We start from the raw sequence: 24,036 nt of genomic DNA on the forward strand, positions 1-24,036 counted from the left end.
GCCCGGGCGCCGCGATCTTGTCGGGGCCTGCCCGCCGTGGGTGCCTTGGTTTGAGCGACCCGGCCCGGGGGGGCGGCACCCGCGCTCGTCATCGAGGCGCCGGGTCCCGCCGCCCGGGCGCGCCGCCTCGGCCTGGTCCCGGGGCACGTTCCATCCGGCGCCGAGAACGACGGTCCCCGACCTTGCCGCACCGCTCGGAGCGGCTATTCGTTTTCATTCAAGAGCCCCACCGCGGCCTCCAGGAGCGCTCGGAACGCGACCGACTGACCTGCAGCCGCCTCCACGCGCCGCGTCAGGTCCGAGGAAGCCGCGGGATCCTCCGACGGGTGCGCACCGATGAACCGAACCGCGGCGAGATGCAGCCCGGGTCTAGGCTTATGTTGCCCAGCCAACAGCTTCGATACGGTCGCCTGGCTCGCGCCGAGGATCTTGGCAAGGGCAGCCTGCGTAAGCCCGCGCTCTCGACGCGCGCGACCGAGGGCAATCGCCAGCGCATGCGCATCCCCGCCGTCAGCCGCCCGCTTGCTTCCGCTCATGAAGTCAATAAAATCGAATGGAAACGAATAATCAAGGCACGCAGGATGCAGGCTCAGACGTCCGGGAGGCCGCGGTCGGTCGCGACGATTCCCGCGGACCCGGAGGCCGAATTGATGCCGGGGGTGCGGTGGGGGCGCCCGGAATGGGTGCCGAGTGCCGCGTTCTGGGCTTTCATGGTCGGTCGGGCCAGCGAGCCGGTCGACGGGTTCGTGGGGCGGGAGGTCAGCCTGGCCCACGAGATCGGCTTCTGTCTGCTCGGGGGCTACGGCATCACGGCCGAGGTCAACCACGCGGTCCATCGCGCGCTGGCCGCGGATGGGATCTTCGAGCCTGGCCGTCGTCCTGGGGCCGATGAGATCGAGGCCCTCCTGCGCAGGCCGGTCCGCATCGGCGAAAGGTCGGTGCGCTACCGCTTCCCGAAGCAGAGGGCGGGCAGGCTCGCCGACGCGCTGACGCTGATCGAGACCGATCCGCCGCCGTCGAGCGACGCCCTGGCCTTCCGACGCCACCTGATGCGCCTGCCCGGCGTCGGTCCGAAGACCGCCTCGTGGGTCACCCGGAACTGGCTGGGCTCGGACGAGGTCGCCATCCTCGACATTCACATCATCCGTGCAGGCCTCCTGATCGGCCTGTTCGAGCGGCCGATCCGCCTCCCGCGGGACTACGAGGCGCTCGAACGGCGCTTCCTGCAGTTCTGCGTGGCCCTGGACGCGAAGCCGTCGCTGGTCGATGCCGTCATGTGGCGGGCGATGCGCAACATCGGCCGGGGACCGGTTTGACCGGCGACGGCGGAGGCCGATAAGAAATCAGGTCTCCTTCACCAGTGGCCGGGCAAGCGGGATGTCGGGGGGCAGCAAGAAGAGTTCGGGCCGTCGCCTGGTCGCGCCGGCCGGTGCAGGGCCGGGAGCGCCGGGCTCGACCGCCGGATCGGAGGGCGGGAACGCGCCGACGGGCTCGCCCTGCGACCTCAGTTACGACGTCGAACTGACCGGGGTCCGGGCCGACGTCGTCGCCGTCGTGCGCATCGGCGACGTCCTGGACGTCGCGCTGCACAGGGCGGGTGCGTTCGAGACCGCCGTGTGCCGTACCCGCCCCGCCGGGCAGGTGGTCGGCACGCTGGCGAACGTCGAAGGCCTCGACGAACTTCTCGGTTGCCTGCGCACCCACCACCGCTACGCGGCGACCGTGACGCAGGTCGGCCGCCTCCTCTGTCGCGTCGCCATCGCACCGGTGCTGGGTTGATCGTCGCCGGAGGGTCCTACCTGGAGATCTGCGAGATCCCGCGCTGGCGCCGGCTGTTCGGTTCGGGCGGCCGCGCCGCCGCGGCGGTCGGGCAGCTCTCGCCGGGCAGCAGCCTTCACACCTATGCCTTCGCAGGCTGGGCCCGCGACGTCGAGAGCTCGATGCACGCCTGCGGGGTGACGGCGACGGTAATGCCCATCGCCGAGGAGATCAGCTTCGGCTACTTCCATGCCCTGTCGCCGGCCACGTTGCGGCCCGCCGTGCCGACGCGACACCCGGCCCTCTCGGTCGACGGGCGGGTCGTGCTGCGTTTCGGCTTCGTGGAGGGCGACGCGGTCGTGTCCGCGGAGCGGGCGGTCCACGACCCGCAGGGCGACGACGTTGTCCCGTTCCGCGCCAACGGGTCCCGGGCCGAGGCCCTGGCCGTAGTCCTGAACGAGGGGGAGGCGGAGGGGGCGACGGGCGAGGAGGGGCCGGCCGCAGGCGAGGCCGTTCTCGCCCTGCACGCGGCCGACGTGGTCGTGGTCAAGCGTGGCTGCTCGGGCGCGACCGTCCACCGGCCTGGTCGCGACCCCGTCGCGGTGCCCGCTTATCGATCCGCCCGCGTGTTCAAGATCGGCTCGGGCGACGTCTTCAGCGCCGCCTTCGCGCATCACTGGGGCGAGCGCGGCCTCGACGCCGCGGCGGCGGCCGACCTGGCGTCGCGCGCGGTCCACCATTTCGTCGACACGCGCTCGCTGCCGCTGCCCGCGGCCGCCGACCTCGCCGACCAGGCGCTCGCACCCGTGGGCGGGGAGCCCGGCCGCGTCTACCTCGCGGCCCCGTTCTTCCACATCGCCCAACGCTGGCTCGTCGAGGAGGCACGGGACCGGCTGCACGCCCTCGGCGCGTCTGTCTTCTCGCCGTTGCACGACGTGGGCACGGGGGGCGGCGCCGTCGCCCTCGCCACCGCCGACCTCGCGGGGCTCGACGGCTGCCAAGCCGTGCTCGCCCTGCTCGACGGGGCGGACCCGGGCTCGATCTTCGAGGTTGGACATGCGCGGGCGCGCGGCATCCCAGTGGTCGTGCTGGCCGAACGCCTCGACGAGCATCACCTGACCATGCTGGCCGGCACCGGCTGCGAGGTCGTCGACGATTTCGCCTCCGCCCTCTATCGGGTCGTGTGGGCCTCGCTGCGATGAGGGTTCTGCTGTTTTCCGGCGGCCTCGATTCGACCGCCCTCGCTTGGTGGCAGAGGCCGGACGCCTGCCTGTTCGTCGATTACGGCCAGCGGCCGGCGGCGGGCGAAAGGGCGGCTGCGACGTCCATCGCGGCCGAGTTCGGGCTGCGGCTCGAAACGCTTCAGGTCGACCTGTCCGGGCTTGGCCTCGGGCCCCTGGCCGGCGGGGAGCCCGCCGCGCTCGCGCGTGCCCCCGAATGGTGGCCCTACCGCAACCAGATCCTGGTCACCCTCGCAGGCATGCGCTTCGTCGCGGAAGGCCTGTCGGAGATCCTCATCGGAACGGTGGCGACCGATGTCCACGCCGACGGACGCGCCCCATTCCTGCGGACGCTCGACCGACTGATGCGGCTCCAGGAGGGTGGGGTGCGCGTCGTGGCGCCCGCACGGCACCTGAGCGGGCCGGCCCTTCTCGCGGCGTCCGGCCTTCCCGCCTCGGCGCTCGGTGCGACATTCTCCTGTCACGTCATGGAATATGCCTGCGGGCAGTGCCGCGGATGCGAGAAGCATCGCGAGACCTTGCGGTCGTTCGGCCTGCGGTCCGACGTGAAGGCATCCCGCGCGGCCCCGGACCGACCGGACGCGGCGCGGGCGGAGGGTTGACGAATGGGCGGAGGGCTCCCACCCAAACGCCGCCGCATGCCGTACGGCATGGGACAGGTCCGGACAGGGTCCGACGAGTGCGACCTGACCTTCACGGTCGACCTGATCGGTGTCCGCCGCGACGCCACGCGCGGCCTGCAGGCCGGAGACGTGTTGGAGGTGGACCTCGTGGCCGGCGCGGGCGCCAGCACCGCAGTCTGCCGCACCGCCGACGGGGCGACCGTCGGCGCCCTCGCCGCGTTCCGCGGCCTCGTGAGCCTGCTCGGCTGCCTCGACCAGGGGGTGCGGTTCGAGGCCCTCATCGAGGATGTCGGCGCGACGCGCTGCACCGTTACGGTCACGAGGGCCGAGACGTGAACGTCGTCGGCGGCACATATTTTGAGAGCTGCGCGTTCCCCGCCTGGGCCGGCCTGTTCGGTTCGGGCGCGCGCGCCGCCATGGCGGTGAGCGCGCTGTCCCCGGGCACCCGCCTGAGCACGTATGCTTACGCCGAGTCGGCCGGCGACCTCCGGGCGACCATGGCCGCCTTCGAGGTCGAGACGGATATCGTCGCCATCGGGGAGCGGCTCGAATTCGAGTATTGGCATCCCCTTCGCAAGAGCTGGGTTCCCGAGGCCGGCCGGCGCTACGCCGACCTGGCCGTCACCGGCGACGTCGTGCTCGGGTTCGGCATGCTGGAGGGCACGGCCCGGCTCACGGCCGGCCGGGCGGTCTACGACCCACGCTCCGCCGACCCCGCGTCCTCCTTCGTGCGTTCCGGCTCGCGGGCGACGGAGCAACTCGCCTACGTGGTGCAGGATGCCGACTTGGTCCGGCTCGGTCCGCTCCCGGACCCGCGCGACGCCGCGACCGGCGTCATGGCCCGCGAGGGCGCCACGCTCGTCGTGTCGCGCCACGCGTTCGGCGGTGCCACGGTGTACCGGGGCGACGCCCCCGGCATCCCGGTGCCGGCGTACGCCGCCCGCCGCTGGTTCAGGATCGGGGCCGGCGACGTCTTCTGCGCGGCCTTCGCGCACTATTGGGGCGAGCGTGGCTTCGACGCCGTGGGGGCGGCCGACCTCGCGTCCCGCTGCGTGGCGTGGTTCAACGACGGGGCTCGGTTGCCGCTGCCTCCGCCGGACGAGCTCGAAGGGATGGAGGCGGTGCCCGGGCGCCCCGCGTCGGGTTGCCGGGTCTACCTGTCCGGACCGCGCCGGACCATGGCCCAAAGATGGCTCTTCGACGAGGCGGCCGCTTACCTCGACGCGCTCGGGTTCAGGACGGAGACGGCGTTCGCGGACGACGGCCCCCGCTCACCCACGCGAGCGCATTGGCCGCCCCGGCCCCGCGTGCCCCATTCGGCCCTCCTCGCCCTGGGCGACGTCGCCGACCTCGGGACGAACCTTCACGTCGGCTACGCGCAAGCCAACGGCATGCCGGTGGTGCTGCTCGCCGAGACGGCCTCCGGCGGGGATTTGACGATGTTCTCGGGAAGCGGCTGCGAGGTGACGCACGATCTCGCCACGGCGCTCTACCGGACGTGTATGGCATGCCTTCGGTGATCGGCGGCCGGGAGGGCACCCGTTGAGGCCGCCTCGGTTTCCGCCCGCCCCGGCGCGCCTGCGGGCGCCTGAGCGCACGCCGTCCCCGCCCGGACCATTGGGGTCCGGCGATGGAGAGGGCGGTCCGGTGCAGGAGCGCTGGCAGGCGTTCCACGCCTTCCTGGCGGCACGCATGAACTCACGATGGGTGTTCCGCGGCTGCGCGTCGAAGGCCTTCGAGTGCAAGCCCAGCGCCGGCCGGGGCGCCGAGTTCGACCCGCGCCACGAACGGCAACTGTTCCAGGATTTCAAGCGCGAGGCCAGGCTGCACGTCGCGATGCCCGGGGCGACGGATTGGGACTGGCTGGCGCTGGGTCAGCATTACGGTCTCCCGACCCGCTTGCTCGACTGGACGACCAATCCGCTCATCGCCTGCTTCTTCGCCGTTGCCAGCCAGCCCGCGAACGAGGACGCCATCGTGTACGCGCACCCGCTGGGCGGCAGTTCCATGATCGACCCCGAGCGGGGTCCCGGCCCCTTCGAGATCGCCGAGGTCGGCTTCCTGCTGCCCTCCGCCCTGGCGCCCCGCATCGCGAGCCAGAAGGGCCTGTTCTCGGCCCACCCCGATCCGGCCTCGGCGTGGACGCCGCCCGGCATGGCGGAGAACAGCTTCGAGATCCCGCGGGACACCCGCGCGGTCTTCCAGCGCAACCTGTTCCAGCTCGGCGTGGATGCGGCCCACATCTGGGCCAGCCTCGAAGGCGTCTGCCTCTCGCTGACGTGGCAGTACCGCCTCCGCATCGGGCTCGGCGCGGCCTTGTAGCCCCCGCCGCTCGGAATCCTCGGAGCATCCGGTCCGGACGGCGGCGGTCCCGCCAAGGCGGCGCAGGCTTCGACATTCACCGGCCGGCGCGCCCTCTACCGACGCGCACGGCGTGGGTCAGGCACAGCAAGGCTTGCCCGCCGTCGCCGCGCGGGGGTGTTGTGGATATCCTGTCGAAAACCGGACCGCGCCTAGGATTTAGCGAAACGGAAGCGTGGGAGGAATTGGGATTTTTCCGGGAGCTACCACTCCCCAAGTCCTTGATGCCACACACCAATTTTCAAGCGAAAGTTGGTGGTGGAGCTGAGGGGATTCGAACCCCTGACCTCCGCAGTGCGATTGCGGCGCTCTCCCATCTGAGCTACAGCCCCGTCCCGAGGCGGGGGCCTTTTAGGCTTGTCCGCTTCGACCTGTCAATTCCGGAAATTTCCCGCGAGCCCCGCGCATCCCGCGCCGGACGCGAGCGCGGGCGACGAGGACCGGTAAAGCCCGCATGAACGCCCTGCTCTGGCTCTTCAACACCGTCATCCAGCTCTACATCTACATTCTCATCGCGAGTGCGGTGTTGAGCTGGCTCGTCGCGTTCAACGTGGTGAACGTGAGCAATCCCATCGTCTCCCAGATCGGCGAATTCCTCTATCGGGTCACCGAGCCGGTCCTGCGGCCGATCCGCAACCTGCTGCCGAATCTCGGTGGCGTCGACATCTCGCCGATCATCCTGATCCTGCTGCTGCTCTTCGTGCAGAAGCTCATCACCGATCTCTACATTCAGGTGGCCTTCTGACAGGCTCTTGATGGCGGCCCCCTCGCCTTGGCCGAGCGTAGCATTGCGCTGCGCCCGGCCTCATTGCTAAGGCGTCGAGGAACGACCGCCGAGCAGGGGCGAGAACCAGACATGAAGACCAATCCGGGCCGCTTCTTCGAGGATTTCCGCCTCGGCGAAACCATCCGCCATGCAACGCCCCGCACCGTTACCACCGGTGACGTGGCGCTCTACACGGCGCTCTACGGCCCGCGCTTCGCGGTGCAATCATCCGATGCCTTCGCGAAGGCCCTCGGTTACCCGGCGAGCCCGCTCGACGACTTGCTGACCTTCCACGTCGTGTTCGGCAAGACGGTGCCGGACATCTCGCTCAACGCGCTCGCCAATCTCGGCTATGCCGAGGGTGGCTTCCACCGTCCGGTCTATCCCGGTGAAACGCTCTCCACCGTCTCCGAAGTCATCGGGCTGAAGGAGAGTTCCAACCGCCAGACCGGCGTGGTCTATGTGCGCTCGACCGGTTCCGATGCGTCCGGCCAGACCGTGCTGAGCTATTGCCGCTGGGTGCTGGTGCGCAAGCGCGACCCGGAAGCCAAGATCGCCGAGGAGCATGTGCCGAGCCTCGCTAAGGTCGTGAATCCGGCCGACCTCGCCCATGCGCTGCCTCCGCTCGATTCGGCAGCCTACGACACGGCCCTGGCCGGCAGCCCCCACCGTTTCGCGGATTACGCCGTCGGCGAGAAGATCGACCATGTCGACGGCATGACCGTCGAAGAGGCCGAGCATCAGATCGCCACGCGACTCTTCCAGAACACCGCCAAGGTCCATTTCGACGCCGTGGCGACCAAGGATACGAAGTTCGGCAAGCGGCTGATCTATGGCGGCCACGTTATTTCGCTGGCCCGCGCGCTCAGCTTCAACGGGCTCGCCAACGCCTTCGCCATCGGCGGCATCAATGCCGGCCGCCACGTGGCCCCGCTCTTCGCCGGCGACACGGTCTACGCTTGGTCCGAGGTGCTGGAAACGGCGGAACTGCCTGGGCGTCAGGATATCGGCGCGCTGCGGCTGCGCACCGTCGCGGCCAAGAACCAGCCCTGCGGTGCCTATCCGGACAAACAGGGCGAGGGCTACGACCCTTCGGTGATCCTCGATCTCGATTACTGGGCCTTCATCCCGCGCTGACGCGGACGGCCCACTCGGGGGCCGCTTCCCACCTCACTCCATCACCGCGGCCTTCATGATCACCACCATGGTGGCCCGGCCCGGCGCCTCGCTGAGACAACGCACGCTGTGCGGCCGGTCGCAGCGATAGCGCAGGGTCTCGCCGGGGCCGGCCCGCTGAACCTCACCCGCGACCTCGACCGAGAAGGTCCCTTCCGTCACCGACAGCGACTCGACCGAGCCGCGCTGATGGGCGTCGGATTCGAGCACCCCGCCGGGGTCGGCGGTCACGTCGTACCATTGCAGCCACTCCACCGTCTTGATCCAGCCGATGATGGCGAGACGGACCTTGCCATCCTCGGAGACCAGCCGCGGCGTATCGGCCCGAGAGAAGCGCTCGATGAAGGGCTCCTCGTCCGACGTGGCAAGGACCCGCTCGATCGACACATCGAGCGCTTGGCTCAGGCGCCAGATCGTGGCGAGCGTCGGGTTCGTCTCGTTGCGCTCGATCTGGGAGATGATCGATTTCGCCACGCCGGATTGCTCGGCGAGTTCTGAGAGCGAGAGGTTGTAGGCCTTGCGCAAGCGCTGAATCGTCTTGCCGAGCTGGCCTGACAGCACTTGGGCGCCGCTCGCCAAGTCCTTCGGTCGTCCGCGCTCGAGGCTTGCCGTGATGTCCTGCATGCTGCCGATCCGTTGATGCGCGTTCTGCCGGGGCGAAACGCCGGTCCGGCGCCGATCCGCGCGTCACATGATGGAGATGCGTTCCGTTATCCGAACGGACGTTTGCTTTGTCAAACGCAATCGCCCGCCAACAGGGCTAGCGTTTCGCTTCGGAAGGCTTGGCACTTTCGGGCCTCAAGACCATCCGTCCCTCGTAGCCGTCATAGCCGCCACTATAAGTGAACCGGTTTCGCGCGAGGCGATTGCGTATCTCCACCGAAGGCTCGCTTACCCGCGGCGGGTGGCGGACCTCATTGAGCGAGCGGCGATCCGATTGCGATCCGGTCATACGCGACTTCACCATCCCTCTGTCCGTTCAGAACCCTCATCCGGTCGTTCATTTCCACAAAGCGTGGAAATGGTGCAGGGGTCCGTGGCCATGCCCGACCGGAACCGTGTCGGCCATCCGGATCGCCTCCGTCACGTAGGTTTTGGCGGCCGCCACCGCCTCGGCAAGGCCCGCCCCGCCGGCAAGACCAGCCGCCACCGCGGCGGACAAGGTGCATCCGGTCCCGTGATTGTTGCGGGTCTCGATCCGCGGTGCCGCGAAGCGGCGCAAGGTTCCGTCGCGGGACAGGAGATGATCGACGCTCTCGCGCCCCTCGCCGTGGCCACCCTTGATCAGAACCGCCCGGGCTCCCCGTTCGAGCAAGCGCCGGGCTTGCCCCACGGCCTCGTTCTCGTGACCCGCCTCCGCCTCACCCAGGAGGGTCGCGGCTTCCGGGAGGTTCGGAGTGACCACGTTGGCCAATGGCATCAATTCGGCCCGCAGGGTCTCGACGGCCTCTTCGTTGATCAGCCGATCACCCGAGGCTGCCACCATCACCGGGTCGAGTACCACGGGAATGGCCTGAGCATGCTTGCGCAAGCACTCGGCCACGGCACGGATCACATCCGTGCTCGGCAGCATGCCGATCTTCACTGCTTTGATCTGAAGATCAGCGAAAACCGACTCAATCTGTGCCGTGACGAAGGCCGCCGGTACTTCGTGGATCGCCTGCACGCCGCGCGTATTTTGCGCGGTCAGCGCGGTGAGGACGCTCGCGCCGTAGACGCGCAAAGCCGCGAAGGTCTTGAGGTCGGCCTGGATGCCTGCGCCCCCGCTCGAATCCGATCCGGCGATGGTCAAAGCGATGGCGGTCATCCGTGGCCTCCCTGTTCGCCGCGGCGCTTGTGGTCGCGCCGCGTCCCCATTCACATCGTGTCCCCGAGCGTTCCGCCCAGGGGGCGAGACCGAAGACAGAGGGAAACTCCGAGGGCAGCCATCGGATCGACGCGGCGCCTCGACACGCATTCTGCATGGCACGGCGAGGGTCGCAAAGCTGTCGCGCCCCATGCCGGTAGGAGCTGTGGAAGGGCGCGCGGCGTTCGACCGAGTCCGTGACTATCCCTCCGACGGCAGGCGATCCTTCAGGCGGAGCCACGCGATCCGTTCGAACTGCGTCAGGCCTTCGGTCAGGCTCCCCAACATATTGACGCTCCCGGCCAACTCGGGTTGGGCCAGAAGGAGCGCGCGCTTCGACTCGTCCGGCAAGGCGTGCAGGGCGCGCACAACGGCGGTGTGCAGGCCTTCGGCGGTGTCCTCGCGCTGGGTCAGGCCAGCCTGCCAGATCTGCAGGGTGATTTCCGGCATATCGTCGAAGACGTCTCCGAAGCGGGTCAGGAACTGCGACGCGCTCATCGTGCTCGGTGTCAGGGTCGGGGCCGGGTGTCGCGCGGCCCAATGCCGGGCGATGTCGATGCGGCGGGCGACCCAGACGGCTTCGTGCGCCGCGACATGGTCGAGAAACCGCGCCACCGCACCGATCCGCCCCGGACGACCGGCAAGACGGCAATGGAGGCCGACCGACATCATCTTCGGGGCGTCGGCACCCTCCGCGTAGAGAGCGTCGAAGGTGTCGCGCAGATAGGTGAAGAAGTGCTCGCCGGTGTTGAAGCCCTGCGCGGTGGCGAAGCGCATGTCGTTGGCATCGAGCGTGTAGGGGACGATGAGCCCGGTACCGGCTCGGCCATGCAGCCAGTAGGGCAGGTCATCGGCGTAGGCGTCCGAGAGGTAGGCGAAGCCGCGTTCGAGGCCGAGTTCCAGCGTGTTGACCGAGGAGCGACCTGTGTACCAGCCCAGCGGAGCCGAACCCGTCACTTCGGTGTGCAGGCGGATTGCTGCGTCCATCTGAGCAGCCTCCAAGTCCCGCGCCATGTCACGGTGATCGATCCATTTCAGGCCATGGCTGGCGATCTCCCATTCGGCCTCGTGCATGGCGGCCACCACTTCCGGATTCCGGGCGAGCGCCGTTGCCACACCGAACACCGTCACCGGAACGCGCCGCTCGGTGAACAGCCGCCACAGACGCCAGAAGCCGGCGCGCGACCCGTATTCGTAGAGCGACTCCATGTTCATGTGCCGCATGCCGGTCCATGGCTGGGCGCCGACGATCTCGGAGAGAAAGGCTTCGGAGGCGGCGTCGCCATGGAGGAGGCAGTTCTCCGCGCCCTCCTCGTAATTGACCACGATCTGCACCGCGACACGGGCGCCGCCGGGCCAATCCGCTTGGGGGACCGTGCGGCCATAACCGATCATGTCACGCGTGGTGTGCAGCGATGAATGCATGCGGGCCCCGAGGTGCCGTCGTTCGTCGGTGGTGAATGCCTGCAAGCAGGATACCGTCGATCGGCCGATTTTAGCGTTCGCTTGCGCAGAGCAGATCCCGACGGAGGGCATGGCCTTGCTGAGGCCGATGGGACAAGGCGCCGGGCGTGGCTCCGGGTTGTCATCAGGGTGTGTTGCAGGGCACCGACAGAAAAGGGTTCACGGGCCGGTCTCGCCTTCCGCGTGTTCTGAGGCATGATGCGCCCCCATCTCGCGGGTGCGTCGTCGATTGCCGGCCCCCACCGTCGATGCGAGGCGCCGTTCGCCCGTGATGTGTGAGCGTCCGATTCACAACGAAGAGGGCGGCCATCCCTGGCCGAGCACAGCATGCGTCGTCACCGCTACGCCAAGATCGTCGCCACCGTCGGTCCGGCGACCAACACGCCGGACATGCTGAAGGCCCTGTTCCTGGCCGGTGTCGACACCTTCCGACTCAATTTCAGCCACGGCGTTCAGGCCGACCACGCGAAGGTCCATGCCGCTATCCGTGCCCTCGAAGCCGAGGTCGGTCGGCCCATCGGCATCCTGCAGGATCTGCAGGGCCCGAAGATCCGTGTCGGCACCTTGCGGGACGGTCGCCTCGATCTCGTGGCGGGCGAGCGCATCCGTTTCGTTCTAGAAGGTGCGGAGGGCGATCGGAGGGCGATCCCGCTGCATCATTCCGAAATCTTCGCTGCGGTCGTTCCGGGACAGGATCTTCTAATCGACGATGGACGGGTGCGGGTGCGCGTCACCGGTGTCGAGAATGCCGCGATCGACGCCGAGGTCGTCACGGCCGGTGTCATCACCAACCGCAAGGGCGTGAATTTGCCCGGTACCCTGCTCGACCTGTCGCCGCTGACGGAGAAAGATCGCGCCGATCTTGCCTTCGGCCTCGATCTCGGCGTCGATTGGGTGGCCCTCTCCTTCGTGCAAACGCCCTCGGACGTGCTGGAAGCCCGCGGCCTGATTGGGGATCGGGCCGGAATCATGTCGAAGATCGAGAAGCCTCAAGCACTGGATCGGATCGACGATATCATCCGTCTCTCCGACGCCGTGATGGTGGCCCGTGGCGATCTCGGCGTCGAAATCCCGCACGAAGACGTACCCGGCCGTCAGAAGGAGTTGATCCGCGCCTGCCGTCTCGCGGTGAAACCGGTGGTGGTGGCGACCCAGATGCTCGATTCGATGGTCGCCGCCCCGGCGCCGACCCGGGCGGAGGCCTCGGACGTGGCCACCGCAATCTACGACGGCGCGGATGCCGTGATGCTGTCGGCGGAATCGGCCACCGGGCGCTATCCCATTGAAGCGGTGGCGATGATGGACCGTATCATCCGCTCCGTGGAGGGGCACAAGCTCTACCGATCGATCGTTGCAGCCTCCGAACCCGGCGAGGAGGAGACGCCGCCCCATGCCGTCGCGACCGCGACCGCTGTCCTGGCCGATGCGATTCAGGCCCGGGCGATTGTCGCCTACACCACCAGCGGAACGACCGCCGCGCGGGTGGCGCGCAAACGCCCGGCCGTGCCGATCCTGGCGCTCACCCCGAGCCGTTCGACCTCTCGACGCCTGAGCCTGCTGTGGGGCACGCACAGCGTCCATTCGGACGATGTCGATTCCTACGAGGAGATGACGAGCGAGGCCGCCCGGCACGCCCGTGACGAGGGGTTCGCGAAAGCCAACGACATGATCGTGGCCGCCGCCGGCATCCCGTTCCACACCATCGGCAACACCAACAACATTCGGGTCATCCAAGTGTGAGGCCCGGGCGCCGACGGCGGCGCTCCATCAGGCGTCAGGCTGGCCGCTGACGCAGCCGCGAGATGCCCTGCCACGCCGGCATCAGGATGAAGCTCGTGATGGGGATGAGAACGGCACCGACGACGAGGCCGACGACACCGGAGGCGGCAGCGGTGACGAGCCATTCCACGAACCCTTTGGCCACGGTAAGCGATCCGCCCACCCAGGCCGCAGCCTCGTGGATGAGATGGGCCGGAGCCGACACGCCGTATTCCTCCAATCCGTGGATGAGGATGCCGCCTCCCACCCAGATCATCGCGGCGGTGCCGACGACGGCGAGAAGTTTGAGCAGGATGGGCATGCCCTTGACCACCGCCCGGCCGATGCCGCGTCCAAGACTGTCAATGGGTGACGTGTTGGTGTTGGCCGCGAGCGCCAAGCCGGCATCGTCCGCCTTCACGATCAGGGCGACCGCGCCGTAGACCGCCGCGGTGATGCCGAGCGCCACGACGGCGAGGACTGCAGCCCGCGTCCAGAAGCTGCCTTCGGGAATCGCCGCCAGAGTGATCGCCATGATCTCGGCGGAGAGGATGAAGTCGGTCTTGATGGCGCTGGCGACGCGACGGTCTTCCACCGTGCGGTCCTGGCCGGTCCCGGCGGCGACCTCTTCCTCATGCCCATGAGCCTTGTGCGGAAACAGGGCCTCGTAGACCTTCTCGGTTCCCTCGTAGCAGAGATAGGCGCCGCCCAGCATCAGGAGCGGCGTGATCGCCCAGGGCGCGAAGGCGCTGAGCGCCAAAGCCCCAGGGAGCAGGAAGAGAAGCTTGTTGCGTAGGGATCCCAGGGCGATCCGTCCGACGATCGGCAATTCCCGCTCGGCGGCAAAGCCCACAACGTAGCGGGGTGTCACCGCGGCATCGTCGATGACGACGCCCGCCGCCTTGGCTCCCGCCTTCGCGGCCTGCCCGGCAACATCGTCGAGGGAGGCCGAGGCCATCTTTGCGAGCGCCGCGACATCGTCCAGCAGCGCAATCAGTCCGATACTCACCCGGTCCCCCTCGGCATAACGTCACGCTGGAAAGACGAGCGAGAACGGATTTCGATCCCCGCCTTGAACGCTAGCGAACCTCGACGCCGTCCAGATCCGCGCCGACAGTCAGCCAACGCGGAGGCGGTCATGCGCGCGACACGGGCCGGCAACGCGAGGCGACGACCGTATCGTTCGGGACTGTGACCACCGCAGGATCTCGACCCGTTCGCCGACGAAACTGATCGATGATGATGTGCTCAGGTCGGCTCGATCAGTTCGCAGTCGGCCGCGAAGCGGCGACCATTTTGGACATAGAGATCCGCTGCCGGGCGCGTCGCTGCGGTGTAGTCCGGATCACCCGACGTCACGATGCGGGCGGGCACGCCGACGATGAGGCTTCCGTCGGGAAACTCGGCTCCCTCGCGCACCAGCGCGTTGGCGCCGACGATGCAGCCGCGGCCGATGCGAGCGCCGTTGAGGATCGTCGCGCCCATGCCGATCAGCGTGTCGTCGCCGATGGTGCAGCCGTGGACGATGGCGCCGTGGCCGACCGTGACACCCTCTCCAATGGTGAGGGGATAGCCCGGATCGGAATGCAGGACCGCGTTGTCCTGGATGTTGGCGCGGTCGCCGACCGTGATCGGCTCGTTGTCGCCGCGGATCACCGCGTTGAACCAGATCCCGACATCGAGGCCGAGCTGCACACGCCCGATCACGTGCGCCCCCGGAGCGATCCAAACCCGGGCCGTATCCGCGAGATGCGGCGCGTGCTCGCCAAGGCGGTAAAAAGCCATAGTCGAATCTTTCGGATCGCGAACGGCGTCATGCCGGATGCGGCAGGCGTCCCGCGATCATGCCCCGCCTGCCGCCGCGCACCAAGCTGGCCGGTCGGCGAATCTGATGGACCATCGCAGTGTAGGCCCAGGTCGATCGCGCGGTTACGCCCCCTCCACCTTCTCCATGTCGAGGGAGAGGTGTGCGCGGAACAGGACGCGGCCTTGCTCGTCCCTGGCGATCGCGAAGAAGTCCTGCCGATCTTCGGTCGCGGTGATGCCGCGGGCGACCTTCGTCACGATCCGCGCCAGCCGTTCGCGCACCGCATCCGGGTCCGGGAGATCGAACCCTTCCTCGTCTTTGACGAAGTTGGTGCCGTCGTGGAGATCGAAAAAGTAGAGGGGCATGGGCGGCCAAGTTGTGGGATTTTATCCCACATAGCATACGTAATATCGGTATCGCCAGGGCTGGCGACGTCGCAGTTGAGCGTGATGGTACAAGACGCCGCGAGACGCTAGGGACCTCCGTTCTCAAGTTTTGATCCCCACGGCAGGTCTGTCTCGATGATCGGTATCCCTGGTTCGGCCTCGCGACGGATTCGAGCATCGGGCTACCGGCTGTGATCGATCCTGAAACGATTGCCGGGCTGTTCGGGGTCGCCGTAATTGCTGGCGCGATCGATGCCATTGCGGGCGGCGGCGGGTTGATGACGCTGCCGGCCCTGCTGCTCGCCGGTCTCGATCCGGTAAGCGCCATCGCGACCAACAAGCTTCAGAGCAGCGCCGGTTCGATCTCGGCCACGATCGCCTTCGCCCGGCGCGGCCTGATCCGCTGGCGCGTCGCCGGACCCGCCGCCCTGGCCGCCGGCCTTGCTTCGGTGGCAGGGGCACTCTGCGTCAGCCTGCTGCCAAGGGCATTCCTCGACGGGTTGGTGCCGCTCCTGCTGATCGGGATCGCGCTGTATTTCGCGACGGCTCGACGGATGAGCAATGACGATGCGACCGCGAGGATCGGCCCAAATCTCTTCGCCCTGACCCTCGCACCCGCTGTTGGTTTCTACGACGGCGTGTTCGGCCCGGGCGCCGGTTCCTTCTATATGATCGGCTTCGTGACGTTGCTCGGGCTCGGCGTGGTGAGGGCTACTGCTCACACCAAGCTCTCGAACGCGGCGAGCAATGTCGGCAGCCTCGCCCTGTTCACCCTGCAGGGGGTGGTGATCTGGCCGGTCGGGCTCGCCATGGCGGTGGGCGCATTTCTCGGTGCGCAGGCCGGCTCCGCCCTGGCCGTGCGGCTCGGCGCTCGGCTGATCCGGCCGCTGCTGGTCGTCATTGCCTGCGCGATGGCCCTGCGTCTGCTGTCGAACCCGACCAATCCGTTGCGACAGGCCGTGATCGGAATCTGGAGCTGAGACGGATCGTTCGAGGAAGGCTATCGGTGCCGGCCGCGCATCGCCTCGCAAGCGTGCGACGGGGCGAGGACTCGCTTCGGTCGTTCCAAACGTCTAGAACAGATCAAGAACAATGGGCGCGCGCTGTCGGTCAGCGTATTGCTCATGAAGTGCGTGAGAGAGGACACCTGATGGCCTTCAAGCCAAAATCGGCCGCTGAAACCAAAGCCCGCGATCTCGGGATGGCATTGGCACGGATCGCCGAGAGCGAAGGTACGCCGGCCTCAATCGGTGTGGACAGTCTGCGGCGGGCAAGCCCGCGCCTGACGCCCCTCGCGATCGGACAAATGGTGCGCAAGCAGCGCGACGCTGTCGAAGAGACTTTGGCCGAACGGGGGTTGGCCCTGGGCGATTATGCCGATCAGGGGCCGGGCCGGGGCATGGAGTTCACGATCATCGATGCTGCCTAGGGCGAGGATCGATGTCGGGCCTACCGGCATCATCAGCGCGAACACCGTCGCAGCGACGACCGCCGCAACTGGCTCGAAGGCACTACCGCCGAAGTGTTGTGAAGATTTGGCTCCCCGAGCAGGACTCGAACCTGCGACAAAGCGATTAACAGTCGCTTGCTCTACCAACTGAGCTATCGGGGATCACCCGGCCGCCTCGGCGGCGCTGGCGGGTCATTAGCCTTCGTCGATTGCCGGCGCAAGGGTCCTGGCGCAGCTTTTTTGCGAAAGATGGTCGATCCGGTCGGGCGCGACGGTTCTGTGACGGAGTCGCCGACAAGGCCGTTGCCGAGACGCCCGAGGCTCTGCTAAGGACGCCTCGCTCCGGGCCGGCCGCCCCGCCGGAGCTTCGCGTCCTACGCGAATGAGGCCTCGTGGCGGAGTGGTTACGCAGAGGACTGCAAATCCTTGCACCCCGGTTCGATTCCGGGCGAGGCCTCCAAGCTTCACAGCAAACCTGTTTCGAAGTGGCTTTGAACGGCCGTGCCAATGTCGCCGGCCGCCCCCCACGAGCTTGGCAATTGCCTTGCATTTCCCCGGACGATCCACGAAAACCCGTGCCGCTCAGGCCGGTCCCGTGCCCGTCTGATCCGGCGGCGAGGGAAAGACGGTTTCATGCTCGATTATGCGCAGGCGCGACGCCTCATGGTCGATTGTCAGCTCCGCACCTTCGACGTGAACGACAACGCCGTGCTCGACGCCTTCGACGCGGTGCCCCGGGAGCGGTTCGTGCCCGCCGGCCGGGAAAATTTCGCCTATATCGACCAGGCATTGACCTTCGCGACGGAGGGTGACGGACCGCGCGTCATGCCTGCGCCGATGATTCTGGCCCGGATGGTCCAGGCTCTGAAGATCCAGCCCGGCACCCGCGCTCTCGATGTCGGCGCCGGTTACGGCTACGCCGCTGCGATCCTGCGCCGCCTCGGCGGAGAGGTGGTCGCGCTCGAATCGGACGCAGCCCTGGCCGGTGCCGCCCGCGAGCGGCTGGGGGAGGGGGCCGAGGTTGTGCAGGGCGGCCTCGCCGACGCGGTGGCCGGAGAGCCGTTCGATGCAATTCTCGTCGAGGGTCGTGTCGAGACCCGGCCACAAGCACTGCTCGACCAGTTGCGCGACGATGGCCGCCTCGTCTGCGTCCTCGGGCCCGACCGCAACGCGAAGGTGACCCTGTTCGTCCGCGCAGGCGACGCTTTCGGCGCGCGTCCCCTGTTCGACGCGAATCTTCCGGCGCTCAAGGCCTTCGCGACCGAGCCCGGCTTCGCATTCTGAGCCGTTCTCCGGCGTCATTTTTACCCGCGAACGCTCTGAAAATCGGCCGCGCCGCGCCGCTTTGTATCGGCGTCCCGCGACGGACCCCCATGCGGCAGCGACCGTCGTTGCGCTGACGTCGATAGGCGGATGACGGCCGAGGGCGGCCCGCAACGCCCTCTACCGAGGCACAACCACCATCATGGGCCGGGTGTCGCTTTTATGATTCACCCCGCCATCAATCCGGTAACGCAGATGTGCGAGGCTCTGTCGCTCTGAGGCCAAGCTCGGCTATGCTGCGCCCCGAGGCGGGCAGGCTGTCCCGGCGCGAAAGCGCACGAGTGGCCGAGCCGACGAGCCCCGTACCTCTCTACCGGTCTCAGCCCTCGTCCGAGGGTGTCCGGCAGAGAGAAGACGGGAGCGGTGGCGCGGCGAGACGGCGTATCGAGAAACCGCAAGGGCTGATCGACGTGAGAGAACGGAACCCTGCGGCGCGGTCTTCGCTTCGGCTCGTCGGTGCTGTCGCCACGGCGCTGGCAGTCGCGAGTCCGGCCGCTGCCGAGACCCTCGAGAGCGCGCTGTCCCGCGCCTATCAGGCAAATCCGGCGCTCAATGCTGCCCGAGCGGGGCTGCGGGCGACCGATGAGGACGTGAATCGCTTCCAATCCGGATACCGCCCCAACGCGGCCATCTCTGCCGATATCGGCGTCCAACAGTTCCAGGGGCAGGTCAGCCGCATTCCAATCGGCGGACGCCAGGGATTGACGGTCCCTAGCGGCGCCGGAATCACCATCAACCAGAATCTCTTCGACGGCTTTCAGACCGACAACCGCGTCCGCGCCGCCGAATCGACGGTCCTCAGCACGCGCGAATCGCTGCGTCAGACCGAGATGAACACGCTGTTCAACGCCGCACAGGCGTACATGAACGTGCTGTCCGACACCGCGACCCTCGAACTCCAGCGCAACAACGTCGAGGTGCTCGAAGAGCAGCTGCGCCAGACCCGCGACCGCTTCAATGTCGGCGAGGTCACCCGCACCGACGTCGCCCAGGCCGAGGCCCGCCTTGCCGGCGCCCGCTCGCAGGTTGCCACCGCGGAGGCCAACCTTCGCGCCTCCATCGGCATCTACCGCCAGATCATCGGCGTCGAGCCGCGCCAGCTCGCCCCGGGCCGGCCGCTCGACCGCTATGTGCCGGGCAACCTCGACCAAGCGATCGCCATCGGACTGCGCGAGCATCCGCAGATTCTCGCGTCCTTGCACGCCGTCGACGTGGCCGAACTCCAGGTGAAGGTCGCCGAGGGTGCGCTGGCGCCTCAGGCGCAGCTCACCGGTGCCGTTCAGCAGCGCTACGATCAACAATTCCCCGGCGATAACGGCGTCACCGCCTCGATCGTGGGTCGGGTCAACATCCCGATCTATCAGGGCGGCGCCGAGTACGCGCTGGTGCGGCAGGCCAAGGAGAATGTCGGGCAGGCGCGCCTGGTGGCCGATCGCGACCGCGACACGATCCGCGCCTCGATCGTCCGGACTTGGGGCAACCTCGAAGCCTCGAAGGCGCAGGTGATCGCCTCGCAGGCTCAGGTGCAGGCCAACGAGGTCGCGTTGAACGGCGTTCGCGAGGAGGCCCGTGTCGGCCAGCGCACCACGCTCGACGTCCTTAACGCGCAGCAGGAATTGCTGAATGCGCGCGTCAACCTGATCCTGGCGCAGCGCAACCGGGTGGTGAATTCCTACGACGTGGTGCAGGCGGTGGGACGGTTGACCGTGCGCTTCACCGCGCTGCCGGTCACCCCGTACAGCCCGCGGGAGCATTTCGATCAGGTGCGCGATCTCTGGTTCGGCTTGCGTACCCCCGACGGGCGCTGAGACGCGACGGCATTTGACCGCGGAATCCTGTTGGCGGCAGCGCGGGCCCGGTTGATGTCGGAAGAGACGATGAAATAGTTGGTTAACCATTTCGTCGTCTTGTCAATCGTCACCGAGTATCGCCCAGATGAGCGCAGCGAGTCTTAAGGTCCAGGACAAGACGCAGGAACCCTCCATGGAGGAGATCCTCGCCTCGATCCGCCGCATCATCGCCGACGATCAGGCCGCCAAGCCTGAAGAGGAGCCCGAAGCCCCGGCCGCGCCGGCGCCGATCGAGGATGACGTGCTCGATCTGGCCGAAGTCGCCGAGCCTGTGCGCCGACCGGAGCCCGTCGCGTTCGACATTCCCGAAATCGATTTTCGCGCCCCCGAGCCCGCGCCGGAACCGGTGTTCGAACCCGAGCCTGTCTTCGCGCCCGAGCCGGTGGCGGAACCCGAGCCGCCGCGCCCGGCTGAACGGATCCGTGCGGCCGTGGAAGCCGAGGCGACGGAGCGGCTCGTTTCCCCCCGAACGGTCGAGAGCGTTGGTCAGAACTTTCAGCTTCTGGCTCAAACGGTGCTGTCGCAGAACGCCCGCACCCTGGAAGAGATTGTCCAGGAGATGCTGCGGCCGATGTTGAAAGGCTGGCTCGACGAGAACCTGCCGCAGATGGTCGAGCGCCTCGTGCGTGCGGAGATCGAGCGGGTCTCCCGGGGCCGGTAGCCGCGAGGCATGGTTGACGACGGCGGGGCCGCGGGCCGATAGCGGCGACAGCATTTTCCCGTCGCACGCCGAAACGCCCGCTCCGCCCATGATGGACAAGACCTTCGATCCCGCCGCCGTCGAGGCGCGCGTCTCCACGGCCTGGGAAGAGGCCGAGGCGTTCCGCGCCGGCCGCCCGGATCGCGCGGGTGCCGAACCCTATTGCATCATGATCCCGCCGCCGAACGTGACGGGCTCGCTGCATATGGGCCACGCCCTCAACAACACGATCCAGGACATCCTGGCCCGCTTCGAGCGGATGCGCGGCCGCGACGTGCTGTGGCAGCCCGGCATGGATCATGCCGGCATCGCTACGCAGATGGTCGTCGAACGCCGCTTGGCCGAGACGCAGCAGCCGGACCGCCGCACGCTCGGCCGTGAGGAGTTCCTGCGCCGGGTCTGGGCCTGGAAGGAAGAATCCGGCGGGACCATCATCGGGCAGCTCAAGCGGCTCGGCGCCTCCTGCGACTGGTCGCGGGAGCGGTTCACGATGGATGAGGGCCTGTCGCGGGCCGTTCTCAAGACCTTCGTCGATCTCCACGCACAGGGTCTGATCTACCGCGACAAGCGCCTCGTGAACTGGGATCCGAAGTTCCAGACCGCGATCTCCGATCTCGAAGTTCAGCAGATCGAGACCAAGGGCCATCTCTGGCACTTCGACTATCCGGTGGTCGACGAGGCCGGCGCCGAAACCGGCGCGGTCATCACGGTCGCGACGACCCGTCCCGAAACCATGCTGGGCGATACCGCTGTTGCGGTTCATCCCGAGGATGAACGCTATACGGCTCTCGTCGGAAAGCGGGTGCGCCTTCCGTTGGTCGGTCGGCTCATTCCCATCGTTGCCGATAGCTACTCCGATCCGGAGAAGGGCACCGGCGCGGTCAAGATCACCCCCGCCCACGATTTCAACGATTTCGAGGTGGGACGCCGCAACGGGCTGTCTGCCATCAACATCCTCGATGCCGAGGCCCGCATCCAGATCGCCGGCAACGCCGCGTTCCTCGAGGGTGCGGAGCCCGAGGCTGCGGCCCTGGCGCTCGATGGCCTCGAGCGCGAGAAGGCCCGCAAGCAGGTGGTCGCACTCATGGAGGAGCGGGGTCGCCTGCGCGCCATCGAGCCGAACACCCACGCGGTGCCGCACGGGGACCGCTCGGGCGTCGTCATCGAGCCCTACCTCACCGACCAGTGGTACGTGAACGTCAAGCCGCTGGCCGAGCGGGCCCTCCAGGCGGTGCGCGACGGGCAGACGCGGTTCGTCCCGGACAATTACGAGAAGATCTTCTTTCAATGGCTGGAGAACATCGAGCCGTGGTGCATCTCGCGCCAGCTCTGGTGGGGTCATCAGATTCCGGTCTGGTACGCGGCCGACGGCGAGTGGTTCGTTGCGACGAGCGAGGTTGAGGCTCAGGCGCAAGCGCAGGCAAAGTACGGTCGCGCGGTCGAGCTGACCCGCGATCCGGACGTGCTCGACACGTGGTTCTCCTCGGCCTTGTGGCCGTTCTCGACGCTGGGCTGGCCGGACGCGACCCCGGAACTCGCCCGCTTCTATCCGACCAACACCCTCGTCACCGGCAAGGACATCATCTTCTTCTGGGTCGCCCGGATGATGATGATGGGCCTGCAACTCACCGATCGCGCGCCCTTCGACACGGTCTACCTGCACACCCTCGTCCGGGACGAGAAGGGTGCCAAGATGTCGAAGTCGAAGGGCAACGTCGTCGATCCGGTCGATCTGATCGACCGCTTCGGCGCCGACGCGTTGCGCTTCACGCTTGCCGCGCTCGCCGCCCCCGGCCGGGACATCAAGCTCGGGCCGCAGCGGGTCGAGAGCTACCGCAACTTCGCGACCAAGCTCTGGAATGCTGCGCGCTTCGCCGAGCTGAACGGCTGCGCTCTCAAGGCCGATTTCAGACCGGAACAGGCCCGGGAGACGCTGAACCGTTGGGCGTTGACCGAGGCTGCCAAGGCGGTCGCCGAGGTCGCGCAGGGCATTACCGTTTACCGCTTCAACGACGCGGCAGCGGCAGCCTATCGCTTCGTCTGGAACGTCTTCTGCGATTGGTACTTGGAGCTGGCCAAGCCCGTCCTGCAGGGTGAGGGGGTCGATCCGGCAGCACGGGCCGAAACGCAGGCCACCATCGCCTTCCTGATCGATCAGATCGCCAAGCTGCTCCACCCGTTCATGCCCTTCCTCACGGAGGAGCTCTGGGCGATCAAGGGTGAGGCGCTGCCCACACCCCGCGGGTTGCTCGCCCTCGAATCCTGGCCCGACCTCGCGGGACTCGCCGATGCGGAGGCCGAGGCCGAAATCGGCTGGCTCGTCGAATTGATCTCCGAGGTTCGCTCGGCCCGTTCCGAGACCAACGTGCCGGCCGGTGCCCAGGTGCCGCTGATTCTCATCGCCGCCGATGCCACCGTGCGGGCCCGTCTCGACCGTTGGAGCGAGACGCTGATTCGCCTCGCCCGTCTCTCCGAGATCGGTTTCGCGGACGTTGCGCCGAAGAATTCGGTGCAGCTTCTGGTGCGGGGCAGCGTGGCGGCGCTGCCGCTCGAAGGCATCGTCGATCTCGCCGCCGAGGTGGCTCGCCTGAAGAAGGAGGCCGGAAAGGCCAAGGCCGAGATCGCCAAGCTCGACGGTAAGCTCAACAACGCCGATTTCATCGCCCGCGCGCCCGAGGACGTGGTCGATGAGCAACGCGAACGCCGCGAGGCCGAGGCGGTGCGGCTTGCCAAGATGGAGGAAGCACTGAGCCGTCTCTCCGACGCGTGAGGCGGCTTCGGCGCCTCGTCGGCGGATTCGTCGTCGGAATGGCAGGGCTTCTTGCTCTCGGAGCATTGAGCGCGGTCTGGACAGCGAAACCCGGTGATCCCGCTCTCTTTCCGCCGAGAGGAGCCGATGATGCCGTGACCGTGCTCCTCGTCAGCCACGGTTGGCATTCCGGCGTCGTGCTTCCCCGCGACGCCGTCATGGGGGAGGGGGCCGGCGCCGCCCTGCGGAACGTCGCCATCCGCTTCCGCAATTTTCCGGAGCTGGAATTCGGCTGGGGTGAAGCCCGCTTCTACCGGGCGACGCCGACGCTTGCGGCCTTCGACTGGCGTCTCGCCCTTCGCGCCCTGTTCACCCCCGGCGGAAGCGAAGGCGTGATCCATGTGGTCGGCCTCGAACGCCCGGCCCGCGATTCGTTCCCCGCAGCCGATATCGTTCCGGTTCCTCTCTCGCGTGCCGGCCTCGCCCGCCTGCTGGCGCGCCTCGACGCGAGCTTTCGCCTGACCGACGGACAGCCAGTCGAGACCGGGCCGGGATTGTACGGGCCGAGCCTGTTCTATGAGGCGGAGGGCCGGTTTTCCTTCGCCAATGTCTGCAATCATTGGGCCGCAGGCCTGCTCGACGCGGCGGGCGTCCCGACCACGCCGGTGCTGGACACGCATCCCCTCGGGCTGCTGGCGGATCTCAGATGGCGAGCGGGCGCACCCCCTCTCGCCCGCCCCGCTCTCGATTGAGCCTCCACCTGTCCAAACCGTAATCT

24 protein-coding genes and 3 tRNA genes are annotated in these 24,036 nt (G+C 67.8%); 18 read left to right on the forward strand and 9 right to left on the reverse strand.

The features are described from left to right. Nucleotides 1-203: 203 nt before the first annotated feature. The gene (locus MFF26_RS08675) at nucleotides 204-536 is read right to left on the reverse strand and encodes a helix-turn-helix domain-containing protein (protein WP_166060433.1); all 333 of its coding nucleotides are present in this window, start codon (nucleotides 534-536) and stop codon (nucleotides 204-206) included. 114 nt (nucleotides 537-650) lie between these two features. On the opposite strand from MFF26_RS08675, the gene MFF26_RS08680 reads away from it, so the two are divergent. The 7 genes from MFF26_RS08680 (at nucleotide 651) to MFF26_RS08710 (ending at nucleotide 5,944) form a co-directional block, all read left to right on the forward strand. Next, entirely contained in the window at nucleotides 651-1,316 is a 666-nt protein-coding gene (locus tag MFF26_RS08680) for an 8-oxoguanine DNA glycosylase (RefSeq protein ID WP_012455859.1), read from the forward strand. A gap of 61 nt (nucleotides 1,317-1,377) precedes the next feature. Beyond that, a complete protein-coding gene (locus MFF26_RS08685) occupies nucleotides 1,378-1,779 on the forward strand; it encodes a hypothetical protein (RefSeq protein WP_096486562.1) in 402 nt (133 codons plus the stop codon). Continuing rightward, entirely contained in the window at nucleotides 1,776-2,960 is a 1,185-nt protein-coding gene (locus MFF26_RS08690; RefSeq protein WP_166060432.1) for a nucleoside 2-deoxyribosyltransferase, read from the forward strand. The genes MFF26_RS08685 and MFF26_RS08690 overlap by 4 nt, the downstream gene beginning before the upstream one ends. Beyond that, the gene (locus MFF26_RS08695; RefSeq protein WP_003604316.1) at nucleotides 2,957-3,601 is read left to right on the forward strand and encodes a 7-cyano-7-deazaguanine synthase; all 645 of its coding nucleotides are present in this window, start codon (nucleotides 2,957-2,959) and stop codon (nucleotides 3,599-3,601) included. Before MFF26_RS08690 ends, MFF26_RS08695 begins: the two co-directional genes overlap by 4 nt. Before the next feature lie 3 nt (nucleotides 3,602-3,604). Continuing rightward, the gene (locus MFF26_RS08700) at nucleotides 3,605-3,958 is read left to right on the forward strand and encodes a hypothetical protein (RefSeq protein ID WP_096486560.1); all 354 of its coding nucleotides are present in this window, start codon (nucleotides 3,605-3,607) and stop codon (nucleotides 3,956-3,958) included. Next, nucleotides 3,955-5,142 (forward strand): carbohydrate kinase family protein, encoded by a 1,188-nt coding sequence (locus MFF26_RS08705; protein WP_096486559.1) that lies wholly within the window; start codon nucleotides 3,955-3,957, stop codon nucleotides 5,140-5,142. The genes MFF26_RS08700 and MFF26_RS08705 overlap by 4 nt, the downstream gene beginning before the upstream one ends. 127 nt (nucleotides 5,143-5,269) lie before the next feature. Beyond that, entirely contained in the window at nucleotides 5,270-5,944 is a 675-nt protein-coding gene (locus tag MFF26_RS08710; protein ID WP_238307891.1) for an FRG domain-containing protein, read from the forward strand. A 295-nt stretch (nucleotides 5,945-6,239) separates the two neighbouring features. Here the strand turns inward: MFF26_RS08710 and MFF26_RS08715 are convergent. Continuing rightward, nucleotides 6,240-6,315 (reverse strand) — tRNA-Ala (locus MFF26_RS08715). A gap of 122 nt (nucleotides 6,316-6,437) precedes the next feature. Between MFF26_RS08715 and MFF26_RS08720 the strand changes: the two genes are divergently transcribed. Both MFF26_RS08720 and MFF26_RS08725 read left to right on the forward strand, forming a co-directional pair. Then, on the forward strand, nucleotides 6,438-6,728 hold the full coding sequence (locus tag MFF26_RS08720; RefSeq protein ID WP_137827904.1) for a YggT family protein: 291 nt from the start codon (nucleotides 6,438-6,440) through the stop codon (nucleotides 6,726-6,728). Nucleotides 6,729-6,839: 111 nt separating this feature from the next. Continuing rightward, on the forward strand, nucleotides 6,840-7,886 hold the full coding sequence (locus tag MFF26_RS08725) for a MaoC family dehydratase (protein ID WP_137827905.1): 1,047 nt from the start codon (nucleotides 6,840-6,842) through the stop codon (nucleotides 7,884-7,886). A 33-nt stretch (nucleotides 7,887-7,919) separates the two neighbouring features. On the opposite strand, the gene MFF26_RS08730 is transcribed toward MFF26_RS08725, so the two are convergent. The 3 genes from MFF26_RS08730 to puuE all read right to left on the reverse strand — a co-directional run bounded on the left by MFF26_RS08730 (nucleotide 7,920) and on the right by puuE (nucleotide 11,184). Then, the gene (locus MFF26_RS08730; protein WP_137827906.1) at nucleotides 7,920-8,549 is read right to left on the reverse strand and encodes a helix-turn-helix domain-containing protein; all 630 of its coding nucleotides are present in this window, start codon (nucleotides 8,547-8,549) and stop codon (nucleotides 7,920-7,922) included. Nucleotides 8,550-8,925: 376 nt separating this feature from the next. Then, complete coding sequence (gene thiD / locus MFF26_RS08735) at nucleotides 8,926-9,732, reverse strand: bifunctional hydroxymethylpyrimidine kinase/phosphomethylpyrimidine kinase (protein ID WP_137827908.1); 807 nt, start codon at nucleotides 9,730-9,732, stop codon at nucleotides 8,926-8,928. A gap of 240 nt (nucleotides 9,733-9,972) precedes the next feature. After that, the gene (gene puuE, locus MFF26_RS08740; RefSeq protein ID WP_137827954.1) at nucleotides 9,973-11,184 is read right to left on the reverse strand and encodes an allantoinase PuuE; all 1,212 of its coding nucleotides are present in this window, start codon (nucleotides 11,182-11,184) and stop codon (nucleotides 9,973-9,975) included. A 378-nt stretch (nucleotides 11,185-11,562) separates the two neighbouring features. Here puuE and pyk point away from each other — a divergent pair, with 378 nt between their 5' ends. Further along, a complete protein-coding gene (pyk, locus tag MFF26_RS08745; RefSeq protein WP_137827909.1) occupies nucleotides 11,563-12,975 on the forward strand; it encodes a pyruvate kinase in 1,413 nt (470 codons plus the stop codon). A 34-nt stretch (nucleotides 12,976-13,009) separates the two neighbouring features. Here pyk and MFF26_RS08750 read toward each other — a convergent pair whose 3' ends face one another. From MFF26_RS08750 to MFF26_RS08760, 3 genes are all read right to left on the reverse strand, one after another. Further along, on the reverse strand, nucleotides 13,010-14,002 hold the full coding sequence (locus MFF26_RS08750) for a DUF808 domain-containing protein (RefSeq protein ID WP_137827910.1): 993 nt from the start codon (nucleotides 14,000-14,002) through the stop codon (nucleotides 13,010-13,012). A 239-nt stretch (nucleotides 14,003-14,241) separates the two neighbouring features. Continuing rightward, nucleotides 14,242-14,778 carry a gamma carbonic anhydrase family protein gene (locus MFF26_RS08755; protein ID WP_137827911.1) on the reverse strand — a complete coding sequence of 179 codons (537 nt, stop codon included), beginning with the start codon at nucleotides 14,776-14,778 and terminating at the stop codon, nucleotides 14,242-14,244. A 144-nt stretch (nucleotides 14,779-14,922) separates the two neighbouring features. Then, the gene (locus MFF26_RS08760; RefSeq protein WP_137827912.1) at nucleotides 14,923-15,165 is read right to left on the reverse strand and encodes a DUF6894 family protein; all 243 of its coding nucleotides are present in this window, start codon (nucleotides 15,163-15,165) and stop codon (nucleotides 14,923-14,925) included. A 212-nt stretch (nucleotides 15,166-15,377) separates the two neighbouring features. Between MFF26_RS08760 and MFF26_RS08765 the strand changes: the two genes are divergently transcribed. Together MFF26_RS08765 and MFF26_RS08770 are read left to right on the forward strand one after the other, a co-directional pair. After that, complete coding sequence (locus tag MFF26_RS08765) at nucleotides 15,378-16,166, forward strand: TSUP family transporter (RefSeq protein ID WP_137827913.1); 789 nt, start codon at nucleotides 15,378-15,380, stop codon at nucleotides 16,164-16,166. Nucleotides 16,167-16,336: 170 nt separating this feature from the next. After that, nucleotides 16,337-16,615, forward strand: coding sequence for an adenylosuccinate synthase (locus MFF26_RS08770; protein WP_137827914.1), 279 nt, complete (start codon nucleotides 16,337-16,339; stop codon nucleotides 16,613-16,615). Between the two features lie 107 nt (nucleotides 16,616-16,722). Here MFF26_RS08770 and MFF26_RS08775 read toward each other — a convergent pair. After that, a tRNA-Asn gene (locus MFF26_RS08775) sits at nucleotides 16,723-16,798 on the reverse strand. Nucleotides 16,799-17,022: 224 nt separating this feature from the next. Here MFF26_RS08775 and MFF26_RS08780 point away from each other — a divergent pair. The 6 genes from MFF26_RS08780 (at nucleotide 17,023) to MFF26_RS08805 (ending at nucleotide 24,010) form a co-directional block, all read left to right on the forward strand. Continuing rightward, nucleotides 17,023-17,096, forward strand: a tRNA-Cys gene (locus MFF26_RS08780). Between the two features lie 173 nt (nucleotides 17,097-17,269). Next, complete coding sequence (locus tag MFF26_RS08785) at nucleotides 17,270-17,920, forward strand: protein-L-isoaspartate O-methyltransferase family protein (protein WP_137827915.1); 651 nt, start codon at nucleotides 17,270-17,272, stop codon at nucleotides 17,918-17,920. Nucleotides 17,921-18,369: 449 nt separating this feature from the next. Beyond that, nucleotides 18,370-19,767, forward strand: coding sequence for a TolC family outer membrane protein (locus MFF26_RS08790; protein WP_238307892.1), 1,398 nt, complete (start codon nucleotides 18,370-18,372; stop codon nucleotides 19,765-19,767). Nucleotides 19,768-19,894: 127 nt separating this feature from the next. Beyond that, a complete protein-coding gene (locus MFF26_RS08795; RefSeq protein WP_238307893.1) occupies nucleotides 19,895-20,470 on the forward strand; it encodes a PopZ family protein in 576 nt (191 codons plus the stop codon). Nucleotides 20,471-20,558: 88 nt separating this feature from the next. Beyond that, nucleotides 20,559-23,279, forward strand: coding sequence for a valine--tRNA ligase (locus tag MFF26_RS08800; RefSeq protein WP_137827917.1), 2,721 nt, complete (start codon nucleotides 20,559-20,561; stop codon nucleotides 23,277-23,279). Next, nucleotides 23,276-24,010 carry a DUF2459 domain-containing protein gene (locus MFF26_RS08805; protein ID WP_137827918.1) on the forward strand — a complete coding sequence of 245 codons (735 nt, stop codon included), beginning with the start codon at nucleotides 23,276-23,278 and terminating at the stop codon, nucleotides 24,008-24,010. Before MFF26_RS08800 ends, MFF26_RS08805 begins: the two co-directional genes overlap by 4 nt. Nucleotides 24,011-24,036 lie beyond the last annotated feature (26 nt).

The organism is Methylorubrum suomiense, assembly GCF_022179765.1.
Lineage (GTDB): Bacteria > Pseudomonadota > Alphaproteobacteria > Rhizobiales > Beijerinckiaceae > Methylobacterium > Methylobacterium suomiense.